This is a genomic window from Jejuia pallidilutea (genome assembly GCF_002973595.1).
Lineage (GTDB): Bacteria > Bacteroidota > Bacteroidia > Flavobacteriales > Flavobacteriaceae > Jejuia > Jejuia pallidilutea.
This window is the reverse complement of record NZ_PVEO01000012.1, coordinates 80,744-101,712: the sequence shown is the minus strand read 5'-3', so window position 1 is coordinate 101,712 and position 20,969 is coordinate 80,744. Positions and strand designations below refer to the sequence as shown.

The window sequence follows — 20,969 nt, the reverse complement described above, 5'->3', positions numbered from 1 at the left end:
GTTACCATCCGCCGTGGCACTGATCGTTACGCTGTCGCCCGTTAGGGTTACCGTGTCGGCATACGCCGTTAACGTGCCTGCATCGGCCGTACAAGGTTGATGCCCGTCGTTGATAGTGAAAGTTACTGTTTCTGTATCACACTTAAAGCCCCATGCTAAATCAAACTTGTAGAGATAGGTTGTTATTTTAAAAGTTCCTAACCCCAAATGCCATGATGCATTTCCAGCAGGAAATGTGTAGGGCAATAGGTTTTCAGTAATATTGTACGTGCTTCCCGTATCAAGGTTTTTTACGATAAATCTAGCACTTTGGGAATAACCATCTACATTTAAGTTAATGTAGAAGTGTTCTGGTAAGTCATTAATATTATAAACTTCATGATCTTTCAACATAACGGTTTCATGACCGTTAGAGAATTCTAGCCCTGTTATGTGGCCACAATCTGTATCTGCTGAAAGATTAGAAGAAAATAATAATAATGTAAAAAAAACTACTAAAAATGATTTGGGGTTTTGGAAGGATAATTTTTCTTTCATTGTTTGCTGTTTATGTTTTTCACTATAAACTTAAACAAAATATATTTATGTTTAACATTAAAATCGTTTAGTTAAACAAAAATTAAGTTGAAAAACAAAATAAGAGAATACACGTATGAAATTTCCTAAATATTTTTCAGATGTAATTTGAATTTTTCAAAAAAAAGGGAGAAAAATATCCAATACCCTAATATTAAAGGTCAGATATTGAGAATATTAAATTATTTCGAAAACAGAACTGATAATAAAAATACCAGAATAGAAAATTATAAACAACACCTATTATGGCATATATACTTTTTTAAGTGTGAACTAAAAAAGACGACTAATTAATTGAATGTTCTATTTTGATTTTTATTACATACGTTCTGGGACATCTATTCCTAGAACCTTAAAAGCGCTTTTTATGGTTTTAGCTACCGTATAGGATAGTTGAACCCTAAAGAGTTTTTCATTTTCATTATCTGCTCCCAAAATAGAAACGTTTTGATAAAAGGAGTTGAATTCTTTAACCAGATCGTATGTAAAATTTGCTATTAATGCTGGACTATGATTATCGGCAGCGTTTTGAATTACTTCTGGAAATAACTGAATTTGCTTTATTAACTCGCGTTCTTTATCATGTAAATTAACATTAATTGTAGTTTGAGCAAGATTAGTAGCTAAATTAGCTTTTCTTAGAATAGATTGGATTCTAGCATAAGTATACTGAATAAATGGCCCTGTATTTCCTTGAAAATCGATAGAATCTTTTGGATTAAACAAAATACGCTTCTTAGGGTCTACTTTTAAAATATAGTACTTTAAAGCCCCAAGTCCTATTGTTTTGTAAAGTTGTTGCTTTTCTTCATTAGAATAGCCATCTAATTTGCCTAACTCTTCTGATATTTCTTCGGCAGTATTCGCCATATCGTTAATTAAATCATCAGCATCAACAACGGTACCTTCCCTACTTTTCATTTTTCCGCTAGGTAAATCTACCATGCCATAACTTAAATGGTATAGATGTTTTGCCCAATCAAAACCTAACTTCTTCAAAATTAAAAACAATACTTGAAAGTGATAATCTTGCTCATTACCAACGGTATATACCATACCCCCAACATCAGGATGGTCCTTGATTCGTTGTATAGCAGTACCTATATCCTGAGTCATATAAACAGCAGTACCATCGGCACGTAATACTATTTTTTTATCTAATCCTTCTTCGGTTAAATCGCACCAAACGGAACCATCTTCCTCTTTATAGAACACACCAGATTTTAAACCTTCTGTTATAAATTCCTTTCCTAATAAATAGGTATTACTTTCATAATACAACACATCGAAATCTACCCCTAAATTTTTGTAGGTTTCATTAAAACCCTTGTAAACCCAGCTATTCATAGTTTTCCAGAGTGATACGACTTCCTCATCGCCAGACTCCCATTTGCGTAACATATTTTGTGCTTCTAGCAATATAGGTGCGTTTTGCTTAGCTTCTTCTTCCTTTATGCCTTTAGCAACTAGGGCTTGAATTTCCTTTTTGTATGCTTTATCAAACTTTACATAATAATTGCCAACCAACTTATCACCTTTTAAACCCGTACTTTCGGGTGTTTCACCGTTACCAAACTTTTTCCACGCCAGCATACTTTTGCATATATGTATACCTCTATCGTTTATTATTTGGGTTTTATAAACTTTTTTTCCACTTGCTTTTAAAATTTCGGCAACGCTGTAACCTAATAAATTATTTCTTATATGCCCGAGGTGCAGTGGTTTATTGGTATTTGGTGAAGAGTATTCTACCATAATAGCTTTGTCGCCTTCGTTAGGCTTTACAAAACCATAATCTTTATTGCTTTTAATTGCATTAAAGAGTTTTAAAAAATAAGCATCACTAATTTCTATGTTTAAAAAACCTTTAACTACGTTAAAATTTTTAACCTCATTTACGTTTTCAACTAAATACTTACCAACGGTTTCTCCAATTTGCACAGGATTACCTTTTATAAAGCGCAACATAGGAAAAATTACTACAGTAATATCGCCGGCAAATTCCTTTCTTGTTGCCTGAAATTCAACCGATTCTAACGTAACCTTATATACTTCTAAAACCGCTTGTTTTACTTGTTGTGATAATATATTTTGAAGACTCATTATGCTTAATTTATAAGTGCCCAAAGATAGAATTTTTAAATCAAGTTTAACAGAGATTAATAAGCGAAATATTTATCTTAGATTTATGAAAAAACTTTTAATCTTACTGCTATTTTTAAGTATTCTTACAGGCTGCGATAGCGACACTAAAACTATTGATTTACAACCTGAAACGACATTCTACAAAGGTATGGACCTTTCTTTTCAACCAGAGTTGGAACAATACAATATTACTTACAAAGATGCCAATGGTAAGCCAATAGACTTATTACCTTTTGTTGCAGAGAATGGCACAAATTTAATTCGTTTAAAATTATGGCATACGCCTAAAGATGGGCAAAATAGCTTAAATGACGTAAAGGCCTATGCAAAACGCGTTAAAGCACAAAACATGGATTTTTTATTGAATTTTCATTATAGTGATTATTGGGCTGATCCTGGTAAACAAAATCCACCAGAAGCATGGAAAAACATGAACATCCAAGAAATTAGGACCGCTATTTACAATTATACCAAAAGCGTTATTGAAGAACTAAAAATGCAAAACACCTTACCAGAGATAATACAAATAGGGAATGAAACCGACAGTGGATTTTTATGGGATTACGGAAAAGTTTGGAACGAATTTGATAACAATTGGAATAATTATGCCGCTTTAGTTAAAGAAGCCATAAGAGCAGTTCGAGAGGTAAGTGGCGATACTGTAAAAATAATGCTGCACCATTCCAGTGTTGAAAATGCCGTGTTTTTTTTCGATAAACTAACACCCTATAATATAGATTTTGATATTATAGGTTTATCCTATTATCCACAATTTCAAATTAAAGATTTAAACTTAGTACAGTTAAAATTAAACCAATTATCCCTAAACTTTAAAAAAGATATTTTAATGGTTGAAGTTGCTTACCCTTTTACTTTAGAATGGAACGACAGCAATACTAATTATATAGGTGATTCTTCACAAATATTAAAAGAATTTGCGGCCACACCAGAAGGCCAAAAAGCTTATTTTAACTGGTTAATAAGTACCATTAAAAATATTCCCGATAACAGAGGCATAGGTTTTTGCTATTGGGCACCAGATTGGGTAGCATTTAGTGGCAATTCCAACACTTCTACAAGCGGCAGTTCATGGGAAAACCAATGTATGTTCGACTTTAACCACCAAGCATTGCCTGTTTTCGATTCTTTTAGAAACAATTAAAATTCTTACATGAAAAAATAATCAAAAAAAAAGCTAGTATTTCAACGAAAAATATACCGTTTTTCTATGTTTTTTGCTTTTAATCTATTCGTCGATTTTTTGAAAAAAGTGGACTCGCTCTTTATCTAATTTTTTGGTAGAAAAACCCATAAATTAGAATATAAAAAGGCTTTTTACAACTTTTGTTAGCCGATGCTATTATTAACAAAGAACTGAAACATTTATAAAATCTCAAATAAAAGAAATCTTGATTTCCCTCAACCAAGCTTCTTTAAATAATAGCTCTGTAAAAAGCTATAATTAAGCGTTGTATGAGGAGAATAATTACTCTAATTATATTCTTATCTCTATTCTTAGGTTATTCTCAAACCAAAGAACTGGATAGTCTGTCTATTGCATTAGGCTTTGAAACTAACGATTCGCTTAAGGTAGACATCTCTTTAAACATAATTGACCTTCTATATGAAGCCCAAGATTTTGATCATGCCCTTAAATATATAAAGCTAAGCGATAAACTTTCGTCTGATATAAACTACAAAAAAGGCATTGCTAAAATTACCTATTACAAAGCGCTTATTTATGCCAAAAAAGACGACTACATTAACGCTATGGACGGCTATACTAAAGCCAAAACTTTGTTTAATACTTTAAAAGACACATTAAATATTGCTAAGGTTAATAATAGTATTGGGCTTATAGAAATGGAGCGCGGTAACTTTAATAAAGGTTTGCAGTATTCTTTATCGGCCATAAGAGAATTAGAACGTAGAGGCCTTAGCCACGAATTGCGCTCTGCTTATGCTAGTCTTGGGAAAACTTATTATAAACTTAACAACGTTGATAAATCTATAGAATACAATATAAAGGCTCTTGAAATACAAGAACAAATGAACGATTCTATTGGTGTTAGCAATTCTAGCTTGCTTCTAGCTGAGCTATATTCCAAATCTAAAGAGCATAGAAAAGCTATTGAGTTTTACGAAAAAGTATTGAATAGCGCCAAAGGAAAATCAGATTCAATTAGAAGTAGTGTACTTCCTAAATTAGGAGGTGAATATTTAGAGTTTAACGATTATGACTCTGCCGCTAAATATTTAATAAGAGGTTTAACACTAAATAGAAAAAACAAAAACGAAACCAATTTAGCAACTACATTAAATAATCTAGGGAAACTTAACTTAAACCAAGGTAGATTACGTACTGCAGAACAACAATTGTATGAGGCTGGTGCTTTAGCAAAAAAACTGAACGATACTGATGAGCTTTTAAAGTATTACGGCTTAATGAGGTCTTTAGATTCTACCAGCAGAAGGTTTGATAGGGCTTTTGTTTGGCTACGTCGCTATTATAACTTAAAAGATAGCCTTAACAAAGCAGCAATTACTTCCATAACTAAAATACCTGAGATTTCTAACAAAGATTTAAGCTTAAATTTTGATAGTAAGACAGCAAAAACCGAAGATAAGCCAAACACTGAAATTACTGCTGATGAAGATGATAAACTTAAAAAGTTTAAACTCTTTTTTTATATACTACTTGGTATTTTAGCTATAGTATGTGTGTTTTTAGTTTTAATTTATTTAAAGCGTAACAACAGTTTAAAATACGTTCAAGAGCTTGAAGAAAAAAATCTAAAAATCCAGCTGCAAAATGAAGCGTTTGTTGAGCAAACCAAACATTTAGAAAATGTAAATAATGTAAAAGATAAACTATTTTCTATTGTTTCGCACGATTTAAAAGATTCCTTATCCTCAATTAATGGATTTATTGATTTATTAAGAGACGGCTCTCTTACCAGAGAAGAGTTTGATAATCTAATTCCAGAACTTAGTGAAAATGCCAATAATGCGTCGCTACTATTATTCAATTTATTAAACTGGTCTAAATCTCAAATGCAATCGCTTAAACCTAGCCCGAGTTTATTCGATATACAAGAAGTTTTTGAAGAAAAAATAAAATTAATAGAACAACGCTTAGAAAGCAAAGGTATAGAACTAATAGACCATTCGTTGCGCGATTTTGCTTATGCCGATAGAAGCATGATTGAAATTGTTATTCAAAATCTATTAGCAAACGCACTTAAGTTTTCTAGAAAAGGAGACACAATAACCATCTCTAACCATATAAGCAACGGTAGTTGCATTATTAGTATTGCAGATACCGGTATAGGTATTTCTAAACACAATTTAGACAAATTATTTAAGAGCAATACCTACTCTACAATGGGTACAAATAATGAAAAAGGCACAGGCCTAGGGCTCTCTATTTGTAAAGAACTAGTAGAACTTAACGGAGGAAAAATTTGGGTAGAAAGTACAGTTAATGTTGGCAGTACTTTTTATGTACAGTTACCAAAATCTAAAACAGATTAAAATTAAAATTTAAGTTGTAGGTAAAAATATTTCGGCCATCATACAACGTGCGCTTCCGCCTCCACAGGTTTCTATAGTATTTAAAGCGCTATACATAATTTTACAATGTTTTTCTATACCATTTATTTGGCTTTGGGTTAACGAATTATAAGCCGTTTTACTCATTATTAAATAACGCTCATCGTTATCTCCTCTTACCTGCAACATGTTACCTGCGAAATTTGCAACTTGTTTTTCGGTAATATCTATAATGTCCTTACCACTTAACTTTAAATGTTTAATTACATTTTTACGCTCTTTTTTATCGTCTATACTGCTTAAACAAATTACTGCAAAATTTTCGGCAATACACATCATTACGTTGGTGTGGTAAATTGGCTTACGCTTCCCATCAACAGTTTGGTTAGCTGTGAAAATTATAGGGAAATATTCAAAATCTTCACAAAATTCAATAAACAAGTCTTCATCTGCTCTTGGAGACAATGCGCAGTAAGCTTTTCTATTAACCCTATCTAAAATAACGCTTCCTGTACCTTCTAAAAAAACCCCTTCGTCTTCTGCACTTGTGTAATCTATAACATTATTAATTATAAACCCCTCAGATTCTAAGGTCTCTAGAATATCTTCTCTTCGTTCTAAACGCCTATTTTCAGCAAACATAGGATACACACCAACATTGCCATCTTCATGGAATGACACCCAGTTGTTGGGGAAAACAGAGTCTGGTGTATCGGTCTCTATTCTATCGTTTACAACAATAACCTTCACCCCGATACTACGTAATTTTTCAACATAAGCATCAAACTCTTTTTGTGCCTTAACATTAACCGTTTCTGGCAAAACACCTTCAACTTCATGCTGGTAATAATTATTTACTGCTGTTTGCTCATTCATCCTAAAATTAACAGGACGCACCATTAATATTGTATTTGTTGTTTGTTGCATATGTTGTAGAACCAGTTTTAGTGGCAAATGTAAACCTATTTTTCACAAAACCATTTTATTTAGTTAACCATTATAATACCTTAGTCTGAAAAAAATCCCATAAATTCGTTTTCAAATATTAAGAAGCGACCAATCTTCTTCATATTTAATGATTCATGAAAAAATTCGTTAAAAACATATTAAACGCTTTTAATTACAGTTTGATAAAAACCCCAACTTTAAAAGGTTTATTAAGAGACCAAATAAAAGCAAAGGAACTAGATTTTATTTTTAGTTACCCTACTAATATAAGTGCTAATTATGTGAAATTTAAGGACAAGTCTAAATCGCAAATTAAACAAGACCTGTTTGTTCTGGCAGAATTAGGTTTTAAATATGATGGGTTTTTTGTGGAATTTGGGGCTACCGATGGTGTTTCTATGAGCAATAGTTTTTTGTTAGAAAAAGAATTTAACTGGAATGGCATACTAGCAGAACCAGGAAAATGTTGGCATAAGGCGTTAGAAAAAAACAGGAGCGTAGCTATTGAGAAAGATTGTGTTTGGTACAAAACTGGTGAAACCCTAAAATTTCAAGAAGCTGATAGTTCTACACTTTCTACAATTGCTGGTTTTGGTGATACAGACCAGCATTCTAAAACTAGAGATAAAGCCAAAGAATATACTGTTACAACAATTTCGTTTAATGATTTATTATCTAAATATAATGCCCCAAATATAATTGATTACCTATCGATTGATACCGAAGGTAGTGAGTTTGTAATTTTAGAAAGTTTAAATTTTGATGATTATAAATTTAGAGTAATTACAGTAGAGCATAATTATACCAATTTGCGTTACAACGTATTTAATTTATTAACATCAAAAGGCTACAAAAGAGTGCATAAAAACCATTCTTTATTTGATGACTGGTACGTTTTAGAAGATTAAAAATCTGTTTTAACCAAATAAACTATTTTACAGGCTTTGATATTAGCATAAAAATTGAGAACTTATGCTTATTAGCTTATGTAATAAGATAAAAACAGATATCATGAAAAATATATTAGTTGCTATAGATTTTGATACCAACGAACAAAAACTCTTAAATGTAGCTTTTGAATTTGCCCATAAGTTCAAAGCCAAATTATGGCTAATACATATTACAGCTCCAGACCCTGAATTTGTAGGCTATGATGTTGGTCCGCAATATATAAGAGATAATCGTGCTTCAGAATTAAAGCGAGAACATAAAATATTGCAAGACTATGCTAATGACCTTGAAAAAAAAGGGATAAAAGCAGATGGTCTTCTAATACAAGGTGCTACAATTGATATGATAATGGAAGAGGCCGATACACTTAATGTAGATTTAATTGCTATTGGCCGTTTAGAACATAGTTTTTTGTATAAAGCCTTTTTTGGAAGTGTTACCGAAAAAATTGTGAAAACGTCAGATATACCGGTGTTGGTAGTACCCTTAGATTAGTTTTTAATAAAATATTAATCTCTAAATAAAGGCAAAGTAGTACACCTAAGTAAGCCTTCTTGCTTACCAATTTCGGCATATGGTACTTCTTCTACGGTAAAACCTTGCTGCCTTAACCAATTATTTAACCTAGTAAAATTACGTTCTGAAATAATTACATCTTCTGAAATTGAAAACACGTTGCTGTACATCTCGTACATTTCATCTTTGGTAATTTCGAATATGTTTTCTTTACCAAAAAAATTAACCAACCACTCATATTCACTTTCTACTAAAAATCCGTTTTTATGAATTATGGCTTTTCCTTTTCCAAGCGGATTAAAACAACAATCTAAATGTAATGCGTTTTCCCTAGGGTTAGTATTAGATTTTCTTAACTCGAAACACTTTACTTTCTTCTTCGGAAACAACTCCTGTATTGCATTTACCGCTTGAATATTTGTTCTAGCTGTGATTAAATCTGAATAATCCTTACCGGTGTAAGTACCCATAAAAATATAATCGTTCCATGGCATAACATCTCCACCTTCAACGTGGCAGTCTTCAGGAAGAATAATGCGCTTATCTTCTGCAATTTGGTTCCATATATAATCTATAGCGTGCACTTCTTCCTCTCTATGGGGAAGTATATTCGCTTCAATCATTATATCATCTATTACAAATGCTATATCCCTAGAAAATATTTGGTTGCAATTTTCAATTACTTGCGGACGGTACACCTTAACATCGTATTTTTTAAAAACCTTTTGAACCGCATTTATTTCTTCTACCATAGCATCCTCTTCAGGATAAGTTCCTGATTTAATATGCTCAATACTTTTTGGATCGTAACACTCTTCAATTTTAGGAATTGGCCCGTTACTTTCAGCTGTCCCTAAAACTACAGAGCGCAACCTTGAAGTTTCATTTTGAACATTTAATTTTATTACAGGTTTTGGTAGCATATTAACTCTAAACTTTAAAAGTGCAAAACTAAGAATAAATAGTTAATTTTAAATTATTCTTAAAAATAAAGCCTAAAAAAAGAAAAGCTTCATGAAAAACCCATGAAGCTTAATAATATTGTAACAAGCGTTTATATATTACCTATTATCAACGTCGATAAAATCACGCTCGGTTGCACCAATGTAAACTTGTCTTGGTCTGCCAATAGGCTCCTTACGTAAACGCATTTCTCTCCACTGTGCAATCCAACCAGGTAAACGCCCTACGGCGAACATAACGGTAAACATTTCTGTTGGAATACCCATGGCTCTGTAAATTATTCCAGAATAAAAATCTACGTTAGGATATAATTTTCTATCTACGAAGTATGGATCTTCCAAAGCTTCTTTTTCTAAACCTTTGGCTATTTCTAATATGGGATCTTGAATACCTAAATCGTGCAACACTTGGTCCGCAGCCTTTTTAATTATTTTTGCACGGGGATCAAAGTTCTTATAAACTCTATGCCCAAAGCCCATTAACCTAAAAGGATCATTTTTATCTTTAGCTTTTGCCATATATTTTTTAGTGTCGCCACCATCTGCTTGTATGGCTTCCAACATTTCTAAAACTGCTTGGTTAGCACCACCATGAAGTGGCCCCCATAGCGCAGAAATTCCTGCCGAAATAGAAGCAAATAGTCCAGCATGGGATGAGCCAACGATACGCACTGTAGAAGTAGAACAATTCTGTTCGTGATCTGCGTGCAATATTAATAACTTATCTAAAGCATCTACTAATACCGGATTTTGAACATAGCAGCTGTTTGGTCTTGAAAACATCATTTTAAGAAGGTTCTCTACATAACCTAGAGAATTGTCTCCATAGTCTAAAGGTTGCCCTTGCTTTTTTCGCATTGTCCAAGCTACTAATACAGGCATTTTACCTAGAATTCTCACTACAGATTTATACATGGCTTCTTCAGAAGAAACATCTACAGATGACGGATTAAATGCTGTAAGTGCACTTGTTAAAGAAGATATTACCCCCATAGGATGTGCAGATTTAGGGAAAGCATCTAAGATCTTTTTTATATCTTCATCTACATTAGATTCTGCTTTAATATCCTCATGAAATTTGTCGTTTTGCTCTTTGGTAGGCAATTCCCCAAATATTAGCAAATAAGCTACCTCTAAAAAATCTACTTTTTCTGCTATTACTCCAATATCATAACCTCTATACCTTAAAATCCCTTTTTCTCCATCTAAGAATGTGATAGCACTTTCGCAAGACCCTGTATTTTTATAACCAGGATCGAGAGTTATTACGCCTTTAGTATTAGTTCTTAGTTTAGAAATATCAATTGCAACTTCGTTCTCTGTTCCTTTAACTAAAGGAAACTCATATTTTTCTCCTTGGATTTCTAGAGTAGCGGTATCTGACATAATGTATTATTTGTTTAATTTTTTGGAAATGCTAAATTACAAAATATACCTTTATGTTGTAAAGCCCTTTAGTAAAGGTTTTGTTAATTTGTGTATCATTAAAATTGATACATAAAAAAAGCGATTACTGAAATAAGTAACCGCTTTTTATTTTGAATTATGTCACGTCCTAAAATAGCGATACACTAAAACTATAGTGTAATGAAAACATCAGTAAACAATGTCACTACCAAACGTACCCAAAAAGATTACTCGCTCTCTTTTAAACTCCAATTGGTAGAAGAAGTAGAACAAGGGTTCTTGACAAAATCCCAAGCAAAACTAAAATATGGCATCCAAGGCGATTCCACCGTAACAAAATGGTTACAGAAATATGGTAACTTTGATTGGGAAAACCAACTACCTACAACAATGTCAAAAACACCGGAACAAAGAATACTTGAACTTGAAGCCAGGGTCAAGCTATTGGAGAAGCAAAAGGCAAGAGCGGAACACCTCGCAGAACGTGCAGATAAGAAAGTCATAATCTTCGATATGCTAGTGGACATGGCAGAAAAGGAATATGATATCCAAATAAGAAAAAATTACAAACCCGAGTTATCAAATGCTTCAAAGAGGAACAAAGAGAGACCATAATCTCTACCTGTGAATTACTCGGGGTTAATAGACAGGTATATTACAGATCTATAAAATCCAGAAAGAACAAACAGCTTACAGCAGCACGAGTGGTCAACATGGTACGCTCCATAAGGAACTTAATGCCCAGGCTGGGGACAAGGAAACTGTATCATATGCTCAGGCCCGAACTGAGTAAAATCAACGTGGGAAGAGATAAATTGTTCACAATATTAAAGGCAAACCATATGCTCATAATTCCTAAAAAGAGTTACCACGTAACAACGGACTCACATCATAGGTTCAGAAAGCACAAAAATTGTGTGAGCGAGGTTCAATTTACCCGTCCAGAACAGGTATGGGCCAGTGATATAACATATACAGGAAATAGAGAAAACCCATCTTATCTCGCCTTGGTAACAGATGCTTACTCGAAAAAGATAATGGGATATGATGTATCATCCAGTCTTGAAACGGAAGGTTCAATAAGAGCTCTTGAAATGGCCTTAGAAAAAAGAAGCTATGGCAACCACCCTTTAATGCACCACTCTGATAGAGGGCTGCAGTATTGCTCGAATGAGTATCAGAAACTATTAAAAGACAATACAATCACCACTAGCATGACCGAAAAATATGACCCATACCAAAACGCTATTGCTGAAAGGGTAAATGGAATTTTAAAACAAGAATTTGCAATAGCTCAGTATGGCACAAATTTAGAAACAAAGAAGTTAATGGTTAAAGATGCGGTCAACCTTTATAACTCATTGAGACCACATTTATCAAACCATGTGTTGACACCAAATATGATGCACAAACAACAAAAATTAGAAAGAAAACAGTATAAATCAAAAAAAGCTGAACAATCCTAAAATTGTTCAGCTTTTATTAATAGCTTTAATCCTTTAATAATCTGTATCGGTTATTTAGGACTAGACATTATATTATAACTATTGCTTTACTTTAAAAGCATTTTCTCCAGGAAAATAAGCTACAGAACCTAACTCTTCTTCAATGCGAAGTAATTGATTGTACTTAGCCATACGATCACTACGTGAAGCCGATCCTGTTTTTATTTGTCCACAATTAAGTGCAACCGCTAAATCTGCAATTGTATTATCTTCTGTTTCTCCAGAACGGTGAGACATTACAGAGGTATATCCTGCATTTTTAGCCATATTTACCGCAGCAATAGTTTCAGTTAAAGAACCAATTTGATTTACTTTAATTAAAATTGAATTGGCAATACCGTTTTCTATACCTCTTGATAAGCGCTCTACATTAGTAACATATAAATCGTCACCAACTAATTGCACCTTATCACCAACTTTTTCAGTTAAAGATTTCCAACCGTCCCAATCGTTTTCATCCATTCCATCTTCTATAGAGATAATTGGATATTTTTCACACAATTCAGCTAAGTAAGCAGCTTGCTCTTCTGATGTTCTTACCACACCTTTATCACCTTCAAAAAGTGTATAATCGTATTTGCCGTCTTTGTAGAACTCGGCCGAAGCACAGTCTAAAGCAATCTTAACTTCATCTCCAAATTTGTATCCTGCATTTTCAACTGCTTTTGCAATTGTATCTAGTGCATCTTCTGTTCCACCTTCTAGGTTAGGAGCAAAACCACCCTCGTCTCCAACTGCGGTACTTAGGTTTCTGTCGTGCAATACTTTTTTCAAATTATGGAAAATTTCTGTTCCCATTTGCATAGCGTGTGTAAAGCTTTTGGCTTTAACAGGCATAATCATAAACTCTTGAAAAGCAATAGGCGCATCACTATGCGAACCTCCGTTAATGATATTCATCATAGGCACTGGCAATGTATTTGCCGAAACACCTCCAACATAACGGTATAAAGGCATATTTAACTCGTTAGCTGCTGCTTTTGCGACTGCTAAGGACACACCTAAAATAGCATTAGCTCCTAATTTTGATTTATTTGGCGTACCATCTAAATCAATCATGGTTTGATCTATAAAGTTTTGTTCGAAAACCGAAACCCCTAATAACTCTTCTGCTATTGTAGTATTTACGTTTTCTACTGCTTTTAAAACGCCTTTACCCATATATGTATCTCCACCATCACGTAGCTCTACCGCTTCATGTTCTCCTGTTGAGGCTCCTGAAGGAACAGCAGCTCTACCTAATACACCATTTTCGGTTATTACATCCACCTCTACAGTTGGATTACCTCTAGAATCTAAAATTTGTCTTGCGTGTACACTAATTATTACGCTCATAATTGGTTTGTTTTTAATCTTTTAATACTTCAAATTTACGGCTAAATCTTTTTGTAATAACTAGCTTTTATCATAAAATAATAAAAAGAAAGCTATAACGTTTTAGTTATGAATTGCCTGTTTATTACTGTTTTACTCTGCTGTTGATAGTTTGCTCTTTTTTATGTTTTCAACAAACTGATCGAATAAGTATGAGGAATCGTGTGGTCCAGGACTTGCCTCTGGGTGATATTGCACCGAAAATACATTTTTATTCTTCATAGCTAAACCTGCTACGGTATCATCATTAAGATGAATATGTGTAACTTTTAAATTGGTATTTGCTTCAGCTTCTTCCCTATTTACAGCAAACCCATGGTTTTGAGACGTAATTTCTCCTTTACCAGTAACTAGATTTTTTACTGGATGGTTTATACCTCTGTGGCCATTGTGCATTTTGTAGGTTGAAACACCATTGGCAATGGCTATAACTTGATGCCCTAAACAAATACCAAACAATGGTAAATCGCGTTTTATTATTTCTTTCGCAACTTCCTGAGCATCAACTAAAGGCTCTGGATCTCCAGGGCCGTTTGATAAGAAATAGCCATCTGGATTAAATGCTTCTAAATCTTCAAACTTGGCATTGTATGGAAATACTTTAATGTAACAATCTCTACTTGCAATGTTTCTTAAAATATTTTTTTTAATTCCAATATCTAATGCTGCAACTTTATAAGTAGCGTTTTCGTCCCCGAAATAATAAGGTGCCTTGGTTGAAACTTTTGATGCCAACTCTAAACCTTTCATACTTGGTACGTCTGCTAATTGCTTCTTTAAACCATCAATATTATCCACATCGGTAGAAATTACGGCGTTCATAGCTCCATTATCTCTAATGTAGCTTACCAAAGCCCTGGTATCTACATCTGAAATTGCCAAAAGGTTATTTTTATTTAAAAAATCTTCAAGTGAGCTATCTGCGGCAGAACGGGAATACTCGTAGCTAAAGTTTTTTACAATTAGTCCAGCAATTTTTATTGAATCTGATTCTACCTCGTCTTCATTGGTGCCATAGTTTCCAATATGTGCATTGGTAGCCACCATTAATTGCCCATAGTAGGAAGGATCGGTAAAAATTTCCTGATAACCTGTCATACCCGTATTAAAACAAACCTCTCCAAAGGCTGTTCCTTGTTTTCCTCCTACTGCTTTTCCGTAAAAAATTGTACCATCTGCAAGTAGGATGATGGCATTTTGTTTCTTTTGATATTTCATCTAAATTGTTTTGCTTAACGTTTAAACTATATTTTCGAAACCATAGTGACGAGTAGCGCCAAAAAGTTTTACAAAAATTCAAAAAAAAAGGATAAACTAAAAATAGTTTATCCTTTATATATTAAATGCTTATTAACATTTATTCTTCCTCTTCGTTAGTGCCTTTGTTTTCAACTGGTACAGCTGCGGCTGGTTTACTACCTCCTCTTCTACTTCTTCTAGTAGTTTTCTTCTTAGCTTTACCTGCGTTATAAATTTCGTTGTAATCTACCAACTCAATCATTGCCATATCAGCGTTATCGCCTAAACGATTACCTAATTTAATAATTCTGGTATAACCTCCTGGTCTGTCAGCCACTTTAGTAGCTACTTCTCTAAACAACTCTGTTACAGCCTCTTTTTGTCTCAATCTACTAAAAGCTATACGCCTGTTGTGCGTAGTATCTTCTTTAGATTTTGTAATAATTGGCTCTACAAATTGCTTTAGTGCTTTTGCTTTAGCAACCGTTGTATTAATACGTTTGTGCTCTATTAAAGAACAAGCCATATTTGCCAACATTGCTTTTCTGTGAGCTGTTTGCCTACCTAAGTGATTGAATTTTTTTCCGTGTCTCATGACCTTTGTTTTAAACTTCTATCTTGCTACTACACTCTTTTGAGGAGCAAACTATAGAAGAGTTATCTAATAATTTTTAATTTAAAATTTACTATTGATTATTTATCGGCACGACCATGAAATCGTCAATAATAAATAATCAATTTTCAATTCTTAGTCTTTATCTAATTTATATTTGCTTAAATCCATTCCGAAATTTAATCCTTTAACATGAACAAGCTCTTCTAGCTCTGTTAAAGATTTTTTACCAAAGTTGCGGAACTTCATTAAATCGTTTTTGTTAAAAGATACTAAGTCTCCTAACGTATCAACTTCTGCTGCTTTTAAACAGTTAAGCGCTCGTACGGATAAGTCCATATCGATAAGCTTAGTTTTAAGCAACTGTCTCATGTGAAGTGATTCTTCATCATAAGTTTCAGTTTGTGCTATTTCATCAGCTTCTAATGTTATGCGCTCATCAGAGAACAACATGAAGTGGTGAATTAAGGTTTTAGCAGCCTCAGTTAAAGCATCTTGTGGTGTAATTGAACCATCAGTAATAATTTCAAAAACCAGCTTTTCGTAATCTGTTTTTTGCTCTACACGATAGTTTTCAATGCTATACTTAACGTTTTTAATTGGTGTATAAATAGAGTCTGTAAATATTGTTCCCATAGGAGCAGAAGGTTTTTTGTTTTCTTCTGCTGGAACATATCCTCTACCTTTTTCTATAGTGATTTCCATATTGATGCTCACTTTAGGGTCTAAATTACAGATTACTAATTCTGAATTTAGTACTTGGAATCCCGAAATGAATTTTTGAAAATCTCCAGCTAAAATTTGCTCTTGACCAGAAATTGAAATAGATATAGATTCGTTGTCAATATCTTCAATTTGTCTCTTAAAACGTACTTGTTTTAGATTTAAGATGATTTCTGTTACATCTTCTACCACACCCGATATTGCTGAAAATTCGTGGTCTACACCTTCTATTCTTACCGATGTAATTGCAAATCCTTCTAAAGAAGATAATAAAACTCTTCTTAAAGCATTTCCTACTGTTAAACCATAACCAGGTTCTAAAGGTCTGAATTCGAATTTACCTTCGAAATCAGTAGAATCGATCATGATTACTTTGTCGGGCTTTTGAAAATTAAATACTGCCATAGTGTTGTTCTTCGTTTTAATTGTTATTTGGTTGCGCGGTTTAAAAGTTTGAAGAGGACTAATAAACCCTTTGGCCAAATACCAATATGATTAATATATTATTTAGAATATAATTCTACTATGAATTGCTCATTGATGTTTTCTGGAATTTGAATTCTAGCAGGCACAGAAACGAAAGTTCCTTGCTTAGTATCGTTATTCCAAGTAATCCACTCATAAACGTGGCTTGAGTTAGATAAAGATTTATCAATAGCTTCAAGTGATTTTGATTTTTCTCTAACTCCAACAATATCTCCTGCTTTTAATTGGTAAGAAGGTATATTTACAATTTCACCATTAACAGTAATGTGTCTGTGAGATACCAATTGGCGTGCTCCACTTCTAGATGGTGAAATTCCCATTCTGTAAACCACATTATCTAGTCTAGATTCACAAAGTTGTAATAATACTTCACCTGTAATACCTTGAGCGGCTCTTGCCTTTTTAAATAATCCTCTAAATTGACGTTCTAAAATACCATAAGTATATTTAGCTTTTTGCTTTTCCATTAATTGGATAGCGTATTCAGATTTTTTACCACGGCGTCTATTATTTCCGTGTTGTCCTGGAGGGTAATTTCTTTTTTCAAAAGATTTGTCTTCTCCAAAGATAGCTTCGCCAAATTTACGGGCGATTTTAGTTTTAGGACCAGTATATCTTGCCATTTTTAATTGTTTTTAAGAGTAGTTATGAATTAAGGTCTTAATCTTATCCTTCGATAACCGTTATACTCTTGTTGATACTTGTTATTATTTGATTTTTTCGGTTTGCAAATTTATACAAAAAATTAATACCATCTGACAAACAGATGATATTAATTTTAAGTCAATTTTATCTATTTAGATTAGAGATTTTTTATAAAAAACCTGAAATCGAAAATCTAAAATCGTAATTTGTTAAACTCTTCTACGTTTTGGTGGACGACATCCATTATGTGGTAATGGTGTTACATCTATAATTTCTGTAACTTCTATACCTGCATTGTGAATAGATCTTATAGCAGACTCTCTACCATTACCTGGACCTTTTACATAAACTTTCACCTTTTTTAAGCCCGCTTCTAATGCTACTGCTGAAGCGTCTTCTGCTGCTAATTGTGCAGCATAAGGTGTGTTTTTCTTAGACCCTCTAAATCCCATTTTACCAGCAGAAGACCAAGAGATTACATCTCCCTTCTTATTGGTTAATGAAATGATAATGTTATTAAAAGAAGCTGTTACGTGTGCTTCTCCAATAGCGTCTACTATTACTTTACGTTTTTTAGTACTTGACTTTGCCATATTGTTTTGTTATAGTTGTTAGCTTTAGTTGTTAGAATCCTAAACCTTCCGATTTCGAACAGATTCATCTAACGTCTAAACACTAATGACCAACGTCTTTAATTATTATTTAGTTGCTTTTTTCTTATTAGCAACCGTTTTTCTTCTACCTTTTCTCGTTCTAGAGTTGTTTTTAGTGCGTTGTCCTCTTAAAGGCAAACCTGCTCTATGACGAATACCTCTGTAACACCCAATATCCATTAAACGTTTAATGTTAATTTGAGTTTCAGAACGCAATTCACCTTCAATTGTATAAGTTCCAACAGCCTCACGAATTGCTCCAATCTCGTCGTCTGTCCAATCTTGTACTTTAGTGTTCTCGTCTACTTTAGCTGTAGCTAAAATTTCTTGTGCTCTACTTTTACCTATTCCATAGATATAGGTTAAAGAGATAACGCCTCTTTTTTGTTTTGGTATGTCTACACCTGCAATTCTTGCCATAATTTACCCTTGTCTTTGTTTAAATCTAGGATTCTTTTTGTTTATCACGTAAAGTCTACCTTTTCTACGCACAATTTTACAATCTGCGCTTCTTTTTTTAACTGATGCTCTTACTTTCATAATAATTTTATGTTCAAAATTCTAGGTTCTAGGTTCAAAATCCAAAGTTTGAAATAACCTTAAACTTTGAACTTAAAACGTCGAACTTTTAATATCTATACGTTATACGAGCCTTAGTTAAATCATAAGGACTCATTTCTAATTTCACTTTGTCCCCTGGTAACAACTTAATGTAATGCATACGCATTTTACCAGAAATATGTGCTGTCACAATGTGACCATTTTCTAATTCAACACGAAACATAGCATTTGATAATGCTTCTATAATTGTTCCGTCTTGTTCTATTGCCGCTTGTTTTGCCATAATATCTATATTAAGCTACTGCTTTTCTATTTTTACCTGTTTTCATCAAGCCGTCATAATGTCTATTCAATAAATACGAATTTATTTGCTGCATCGTATCTATAGCAACACCAACCATAATTAGTAATGATGTTCCTCCAAAAAACAATGCCCATCCTTGAGTTACGTTCATTAGCTTAACAATAAACGCTGGAAATATAGCGATTAATGCTAAAAAAATAGAACCTGGCAATGTTATTTGAGACATAATCTTATCTAAATACTCAGACGTTTCAGAACCTGGGCGAATTCCTGGAATAAAACCACCACTACGTTTTAAATCGTCTGCCATTTTGTTAGTAGGTACTGTAATTGCTGTGTAGAAATAAGTAAATACTATAATTAACAAAGCAAAAATTACATTATACCAAAATCCGAAAATATCAGAAAAGTTAGTCTGCATCCATAAACCAGCTGAAGTATCTTTTAAGAAAGATGACCCTCCAATTAATCCCGGCACAAACATAATAGCCTGAGCAAAAATTATAGGCATTACACCAGATGCATTTAACTTTAAAGGAATGTATTGTCTGGATCCACCAGCGGCGGCTCTTTCATAACCGCCAGAAGCAGTACGTCTTGCATACTGTACGGCAATTTTCCTAACTGCCATTACTAACATTATTGACGCTAAAATGATAACAAACCAAACTACAAGCTCAATTAAAATCATAATTAAACCACCGTTAGATTCAGTAACTCTAGCTGCATATTCTTGTACAAACGATTGTGGTAATGTTGCAATAATCCCTACCATAATTAATAATGAAATGCCATTACCAATTCCTTTATCGGTGATTTTTTCACCTAACCACATAGCAAAGATACAACCTGTAACTAAAATTACTATGGAAGAGAAATAAAACAATCCACCTGTACCTAATAAAAATGCAGACTGAGGAATTCCTAAAGCTGGTAAACTTGCCAAATATCCTGGTGCTTGGACTAAACAAATAGCTATGGTTAACCAACGTGTTATCTGTGTAATTTTCTTCTGACCACTAGCACCTTCTTTTTGTAATTTTTGAAGATAAGGAATAGCAATACCCATTAACTGTACAACAATAGAAGCCGAAATGTATGGCATGATACCTAATGCAAAAACTGAAGCATTGGCAAAAGCACCACCTGTAAAGGCGTTAAGTAAACCTAATAAACCACCATCAGTTTTATCAGCTAGTCCGCTTAATTGTGCAGCATCAATACCTGGTAATACAACTTGGGCACCAAATCGATAGACTAATAGCAGACTCAAAGTAACTATGATTCTGTTTCTTAGCTCTTCAATTTTCCAAACATTCTTTATTGATTCTATAAATTTCATACGTTAATGTAATCTTATAAAGTTATAGCTTCTCCTCCAGCTGCTTCTATAGCAGCTTTAGCTGAAGCAGAAAACTTGTGAGCCGATACTTTTAGTTTTGCTTTTAATTCTCCTCTACCTAATACCTTAACTAAATTGTTCTTACCAGCTAATCTATTAGATAATAGTGTTTCAAAATCTACTGTATCTTTTACTTTCTTTTCGTCTACTAACGCTTGTAAAGTATCTAAATTTACTGCTTGATATTCTACACGGTTAATGTTAGTAAAACCAAATTTAGGCACACGTCTTTGTAGTGGCATTTGTCCGCCTTCAAATCCTAATTTCTTAGAATATCCAGAACGCGACTTAGCTCCTTTGTGACCACGTGTAGCAGTACCACCTTTTCCTGAACCTTGTCCGCGACCTACTCGCTTGCCTTGTGTTTTTACCGATCCTTTTGCCGGTTGTAAGTTACTTAAATCCAT

General features: G+C 33.4%; 22 protein-coding genes. 6 read left to right on the top strand and 16 right to left on the bottom strand.

Annotated elements, in window-relative coordinates:
* A partial coding sequence (locus CLV33_RS15890; RefSeq protein WP_146109757.1) for a hypothetical protein occupies positions 1 to 537 on the bottom strand: 537 nt, incomplete at its 3' end.
* Positions 538 to 894: 357 nt separating this feature from the next.
* On the bottom strand, positions 895 to 2,679 hold the full coding sequence (gene argS, locus CLV33_RS15885; RefSeq protein ID WP_105474699.1) for an arginine--tRNA ligase: 1,785 nt from the start codon (positions 2,677 to 2,679) through the stop codon (positions 895 to 897).
* A gap of 85 nt (positions 2,680 to 2,764) precedes the next feature.
* Between argS and CLV33_RS15880 the strand changes: the two genes are divergently transcribed.
* Complete coding sequence (locus CLV33_RS15880; protein WP_146109756.1) at positions 2,765 to 3,883, top strand: glycoside hydrolase family 53 protein; 1,119 nt, start codon at positions 2,765 to 2,767, stop codon at positions 3,881 to 3,883.
* A 311-nt stretch (positions 3,884 to 4,194) separates the two neighbouring features.
* A complete protein-coding gene (locus tag CLV33_RS15875; protein WP_105474697.1) occupies positions 4,195 to 6,255 on the top strand; it encodes a tetratricopeptide repeat-containing sensor histidine kinase in 2,061 nt (686 codons plus the stop codon).
* A gap of 9 nt (positions 6,256 to 6,264) precedes the next feature.
* On the opposite strand, the gene ctlX is transcribed toward CLV33_RS15875, so the two are convergent.
* Positions 6,265 to 7,200: a citrulline utilization hydrolase CtlX gene (gene ctlX / locus CLV33_RS15870; protein ID WP_042246911.1), complete on the bottom strand. Its 936-nt coding sequence runs from the start codon at positions 7,198 to 7,200 to the stop codon at positions 6,265 to 6,267.
* A 155-nt stretch (positions 7,201 to 7,355) separates the two neighbouring features.
* Between ctlX and CLV33_RS15865 the strand changes: the two genes are divergently transcribed.
* Together CLV33_RS15865 and CLV33_RS15860 are read left to right on the top strand one after the other, a co-directional pair.
* Positions 7,356 to 8,129, top strand: a complete 774-nt coding sequence (locus CLV33_RS15865) for an FkbM family methyltransferase (protein WP_105474696.1) — start codon at positions 7,356 to 7,358, stop codon at positions 8,127 to 8,129.
* A gap of 103 nt (positions 8,130 to 8,232) precedes the next feature.
* Positions 8,233 to 8,667: a universal stress protein gene (locus CLV33_RS15860; protein WP_105474706.1), complete on the top strand. Its 435-nt coding sequence runs from the start codon at positions 8,233 to 8,235 to the stop codon at positions 8,665 to 8,667.
* A 14-nt stretch (positions 8,668 to 8,681) separates the two neighbouring features.
* Here CLV33_RS15860 and CLV33_RS15855 read toward each other — a convergent pair whose 3' ends face one another.
* Together CLV33_RS15855 and CLV33_RS15850 are read right to left on the bottom strand one after the other, a co-directional pair.
* Positions 8,682 to 9,611, bottom strand: a complete 930-nt coding sequence (locus tag CLV33_RS15855; RefSeq protein WP_105474695.1) for a dimethylarginine dimethylaminohydrolase family protein — start codon at positions 9,609 to 9,611, stop codon at positions 8,682 to 8,684.
* Between the two features lie 138 nt (positions 9,612 to 9,749).
* Positions 9,750 to 11,036: a citrate synthase gene (locus CLV33_RS15850; protein ID WP_042246901.1), complete on the bottom strand. Its 1,287-nt coding sequence runs from the start codon at positions 11,034 to 11,036 to the stop codon at positions 9,750 to 9,752.
* A gap of 201 nt (positions 11,037 to 11,237) precedes the next feature.
* Here CLV33_RS15850 and CLV33_RS17605 point away from each other — a divergent pair, with 201 nt between their 5' ends.
* Together CLV33_RS17605 and CLV33_RS15845 are read left to right on the top strand one after the other, a co-directional pair.
* Positions 11,238 to 11,672 (top strand): transposase, encoded by a 435-nt coding sequence (locus CLV33_RS17605; protein ID WP_211297572.1) that lies wholly within the window; start codon positions 11,238 to 11,240, stop codon positions 11,670 to 11,672.
* A complete protein-coding gene (locus CLV33_RS15845; RefSeq protein WP_211297574.1) occupies positions 11,636 to 12,523 on the top strand; it encodes an IS3 family transposase in 888 nt (295 codons plus the stop codon). The genes CLV33_RS17605 and CLV33_RS15845 overlap by 37 nt, the downstream gene beginning before the upstream one ends.
* Before the next feature lie 78 nt (positions 12,524 to 12,601).
* Here CLV33_RS15845 and eno read toward each other — a convergent pair whose 3' ends face one another.
* From eno to rplO, 11 genes are all read right to left on the bottom strand, one after another.
* Positions 12,602 to 13,897 (bottom strand): phosphopyruvate hydratase, encoded by a 1,296-nt coding sequence (gene eno, locus CLV33_RS15840; protein WP_105474694.1) that lies wholly within the window; start codon positions 13,895 to 13,897, stop codon positions 12,602 to 12,604.
* 132 nt (positions 13,898 to 14,029) lie between these two features.
* Positions 14,030 to 15,154, bottom strand: a complete 1,125-nt coding sequence (gene carA / locus CLV33_RS15835; RefSeq protein ID WP_105474693.1) for a glutamine-hydrolyzing carbamoyl-phosphate synthase small subunit — start codon at positions 15,152 to 15,154, stop codon at positions 14,030 to 14,032.
* A 139-nt stretch (positions 15,155 to 15,293) separates the two neighbouring features.
* Positions 15,294 to 15,770 carry a 50S ribosomal protein L17 gene (gene rplQ / locus CLV33_RS15830; RefSeq protein WP_042245262.1) on the bottom strand — a complete coding sequence of 159 codons (477 nt, stop codon included), beginning with the start codon at positions 15,768 to 15,770 and terminating at the stop codon, positions 15,294 to 15,296.
* 153 nt (positions 15,771 to 15,923) lie between these two features.
* The gene (locus tag CLV33_RS15825; protein ID WP_105474705.1) at positions 15,924 to 16,916 is read right to left on the bottom strand and encodes a DNA-directed RNA polymerase subunit alpha; all 993 of its coding nucleotides are present in this window, start codon (positions 16,914 to 16,916) and stop codon (positions 15,924 to 15,926) included.
* Between the two features lie 98 nt (positions 16,917 to 17,014).
* Positions 17,015 to 17,620, bottom strand: a complete 606-nt coding sequence (gene rpsD, locus CLV33_RS15820) for a 30S ribosomal protein S4 (RefSeq protein ID WP_105474692.1) — start codon at positions 17,618 to 17,620, stop codon at positions 17,015 to 17,017.
* Positions 17,621 to 17,851: 231 nt separating this feature from the next.
* Entirely contained in the window at positions 17,852 to 18,235 is a 384-nt protein-coding gene (rpsK, locus tag CLV33_RS15815; protein ID WP_042245256.1) for a 30S ribosomal protein S11, read from the bottom strand.
* A gap of 105 nt (positions 18,236 to 18,340) precedes the next feature.
* Complete coding sequence (gene rpsM / locus CLV33_RS15810) at positions 18,341 to 18,715, bottom strand: 30S ribosomal protein S13 (protein WP_042245253.1); 375 nt, start codon at positions 18,713 to 18,715, stop codon at positions 18,341 to 18,343.
* Positions 18,716 to 18,718: 3 nt separating this feature from the next.
* Positions 18,719 to 18,835: a type B 50S ribosomal protein L36 gene (gene ykgO, locus CLV33_RS15805; RefSeq protein ID WP_013305171.1), complete on the bottom strand. Its 117-nt coding sequence runs from the start codon at positions 18,833 to 18,835 to the stop codon at positions 18,719 to 18,721.
* 88 nt (positions 18,836 to 18,923) lie between these two features.
* The gene (gene infA / locus CLV33_RS15800) at positions 18,924 to 19,139 is read right to left on the bottom strand and encodes a translation initiation factor IF-1 (protein ID WP_007094967.1); all 216 of its coding nucleotides are present in this window, start codon (positions 19,137 to 19,139) and stop codon (positions 18,924 to 18,926) included.
* 10 nt (positions 19,140 to 19,149) lie between these two features.
* On the bottom strand, positions 19,150 to 20,502 hold the full coding sequence (secY, locus tag CLV33_RS15795; protein ID WP_042245247.1) for a preprotein translocase subunit SecY: 1,353 nt from the start codon (positions 20,500 to 20,502) through the stop codon (positions 19,150 to 19,152).
* A gap of 14 nt (positions 20,503 to 20,516) precedes the next feature.
* Positions 20,517 to 20,969 carry a 50S ribosomal protein L15 gene (gene rplO / locus CLV33_RS15790; protein WP_042245244.1) on the bottom strand — a complete coding sequence of 151 codons (453 nt, stop codon included), beginning with the start codon at positions 20,967 to 20,969 and terminating at the stop codon, positions 20,517 to 20,519.

What these genes read in the sequence shown, in the direction of transcription:
- argS (WP_105474699.1), bottom strand. Translation starts at nt 2,679, where the DNA reads ATGAGTCTTCAAAATATATTATCACAACAAGTAAAACAAGCGGTTTTA.
- CLV33_RS15880 (WP_146109756.1), top strand. Translation starts at nt 2,765, where the DNA reads ATGAAAAAACTTTTAATCTTACTGCTATTTTTAAGTATTCTTACAGGC.
- CLV33_RS15875 (WP_105474697.1), top strand. Translation starts at nt 4,195, where the DNA reads ATGAGGAGAATAATTACTCTAATTATATTCTTATCTCTATTCTTAGGT.
- ctlX (WP_042246911.1), bottom strand. Translation starts at nt 7,200, where the DNA reads ATGCAACAAACAACAAATACAATATTAATGGTGCGTCCTGTTAATTTT.
- CLV33_RS15865 (WP_105474696.1), top strand. Translation starts at nt 7,356, where the DNA reads ATGAAAAAATTCGTTAAAAACATATTAAACGCTTTTAATTACAGTTTG.
- CLV33_RS15860 (WP_105474706.1), top strand. Translation starts at nt 8,233, where the DNA reads ATGAAAAATATATTAGTTGCTATAGATTTTGATACCAACGAACAAAAA.
- CLV33_RS15855 (WP_105474695.1), bottom strand. Translation starts at nt 9,611, where the DNA reads ATGCTACCAAAACCTGTAATAAAATTAAATGTTCAAAATGAAACTTCA.
- CLV33_RS15850 (WP_042246901.1), bottom strand. Translation starts at nt 11,036, where the DNA reads ATGTCAGATACCGCTACTCTAGAAATCCAAGGAGAAAAATATGAGTTT.
- CLV33_RS17605 (WP_211297572.1), top strand. Translation starts at nt 11,238, where the DNA reads ATGAAAACATCAGTAAACAATGTCACTACCAAACGTACCCAAAAAGAT.
- eno (WP_105474694.1), bottom strand. Translation starts at nt 13,897, where the DNA reads ATGAGCGTAATAATTAGTGTACACGCAAGACAAATTTTAGATTCTAGA.
- carA (WP_105474693.1), bottom strand. Translation starts at nt 15,154, where the DNA reads ATGAAATATCAAAAGAAACAAAATGCCATCATCCTACTTGCAGATGGT.
- rplQ (WP_042245262.1), bottom strand. Translation starts at nt 15,770, where the DNA reads ATGAGACACGGAAAAAAATTCAATCACTTAGGTAGGCAAACAGCTCAC.
- CLV33_RS15825 (WP_105474705.1), bottom strand. Translation starts at nt 16,916, where the DNA reads ATGGCAGTATTTAATTTTCAAAAGCCCGACAAAGTAATCATGATCGAT.
- rpsD (WP_105474692.1), bottom strand. Translation starts at nt 17,620, where the DNA reads ATGGCAAGATATACTGGTCCTAAAACTAAAATCGCCCGTAAATTTGGC.
- rpsK (WP_042245256.1), bottom strand. Translation starts at nt 18,235, where the DNA reads ATGGCAAAGTCAAGTACTAAAAAACGTAAAGTAATAGTAGACGCTATT.
- rpsM (WP_042245253.1), bottom strand. Translation starts at nt 18,715, where the DNA reads ATGGCAAGAATTGCAGGTGTAGACATACCAAAACAAAAAAGAGGCGTT.
- ykgO (WP_013305171.1), bottom strand. Translation starts at nt 18,835, where the DNA reads ATGAAAGTAAGAGCATCAGTTAAAAAAAGAAGCGCAGATTGTAAAATT.
- infA (WP_007094967.1), bottom strand. Translation starts at nt 19,139, where the DNA reads ATGGCAAAACAAGCGGCAATAGAACAAGACGGAACAATTATAGAAGCA.
- secY (WP_042245247.1), bottom strand. Translation starts at nt 20,502, where the DNA reads ATGAAATTTATAGAATCAATAAAGAATGTTTGGAAAATTGAAGAGCTA.
- rplO (WP_042245244.1), bottom strand. Translation starts at nt 20,969, where the DNA reads ATGGATTTAAGTAACTTACAACCGGCAAAAGGATCGGTAAAAACACAA.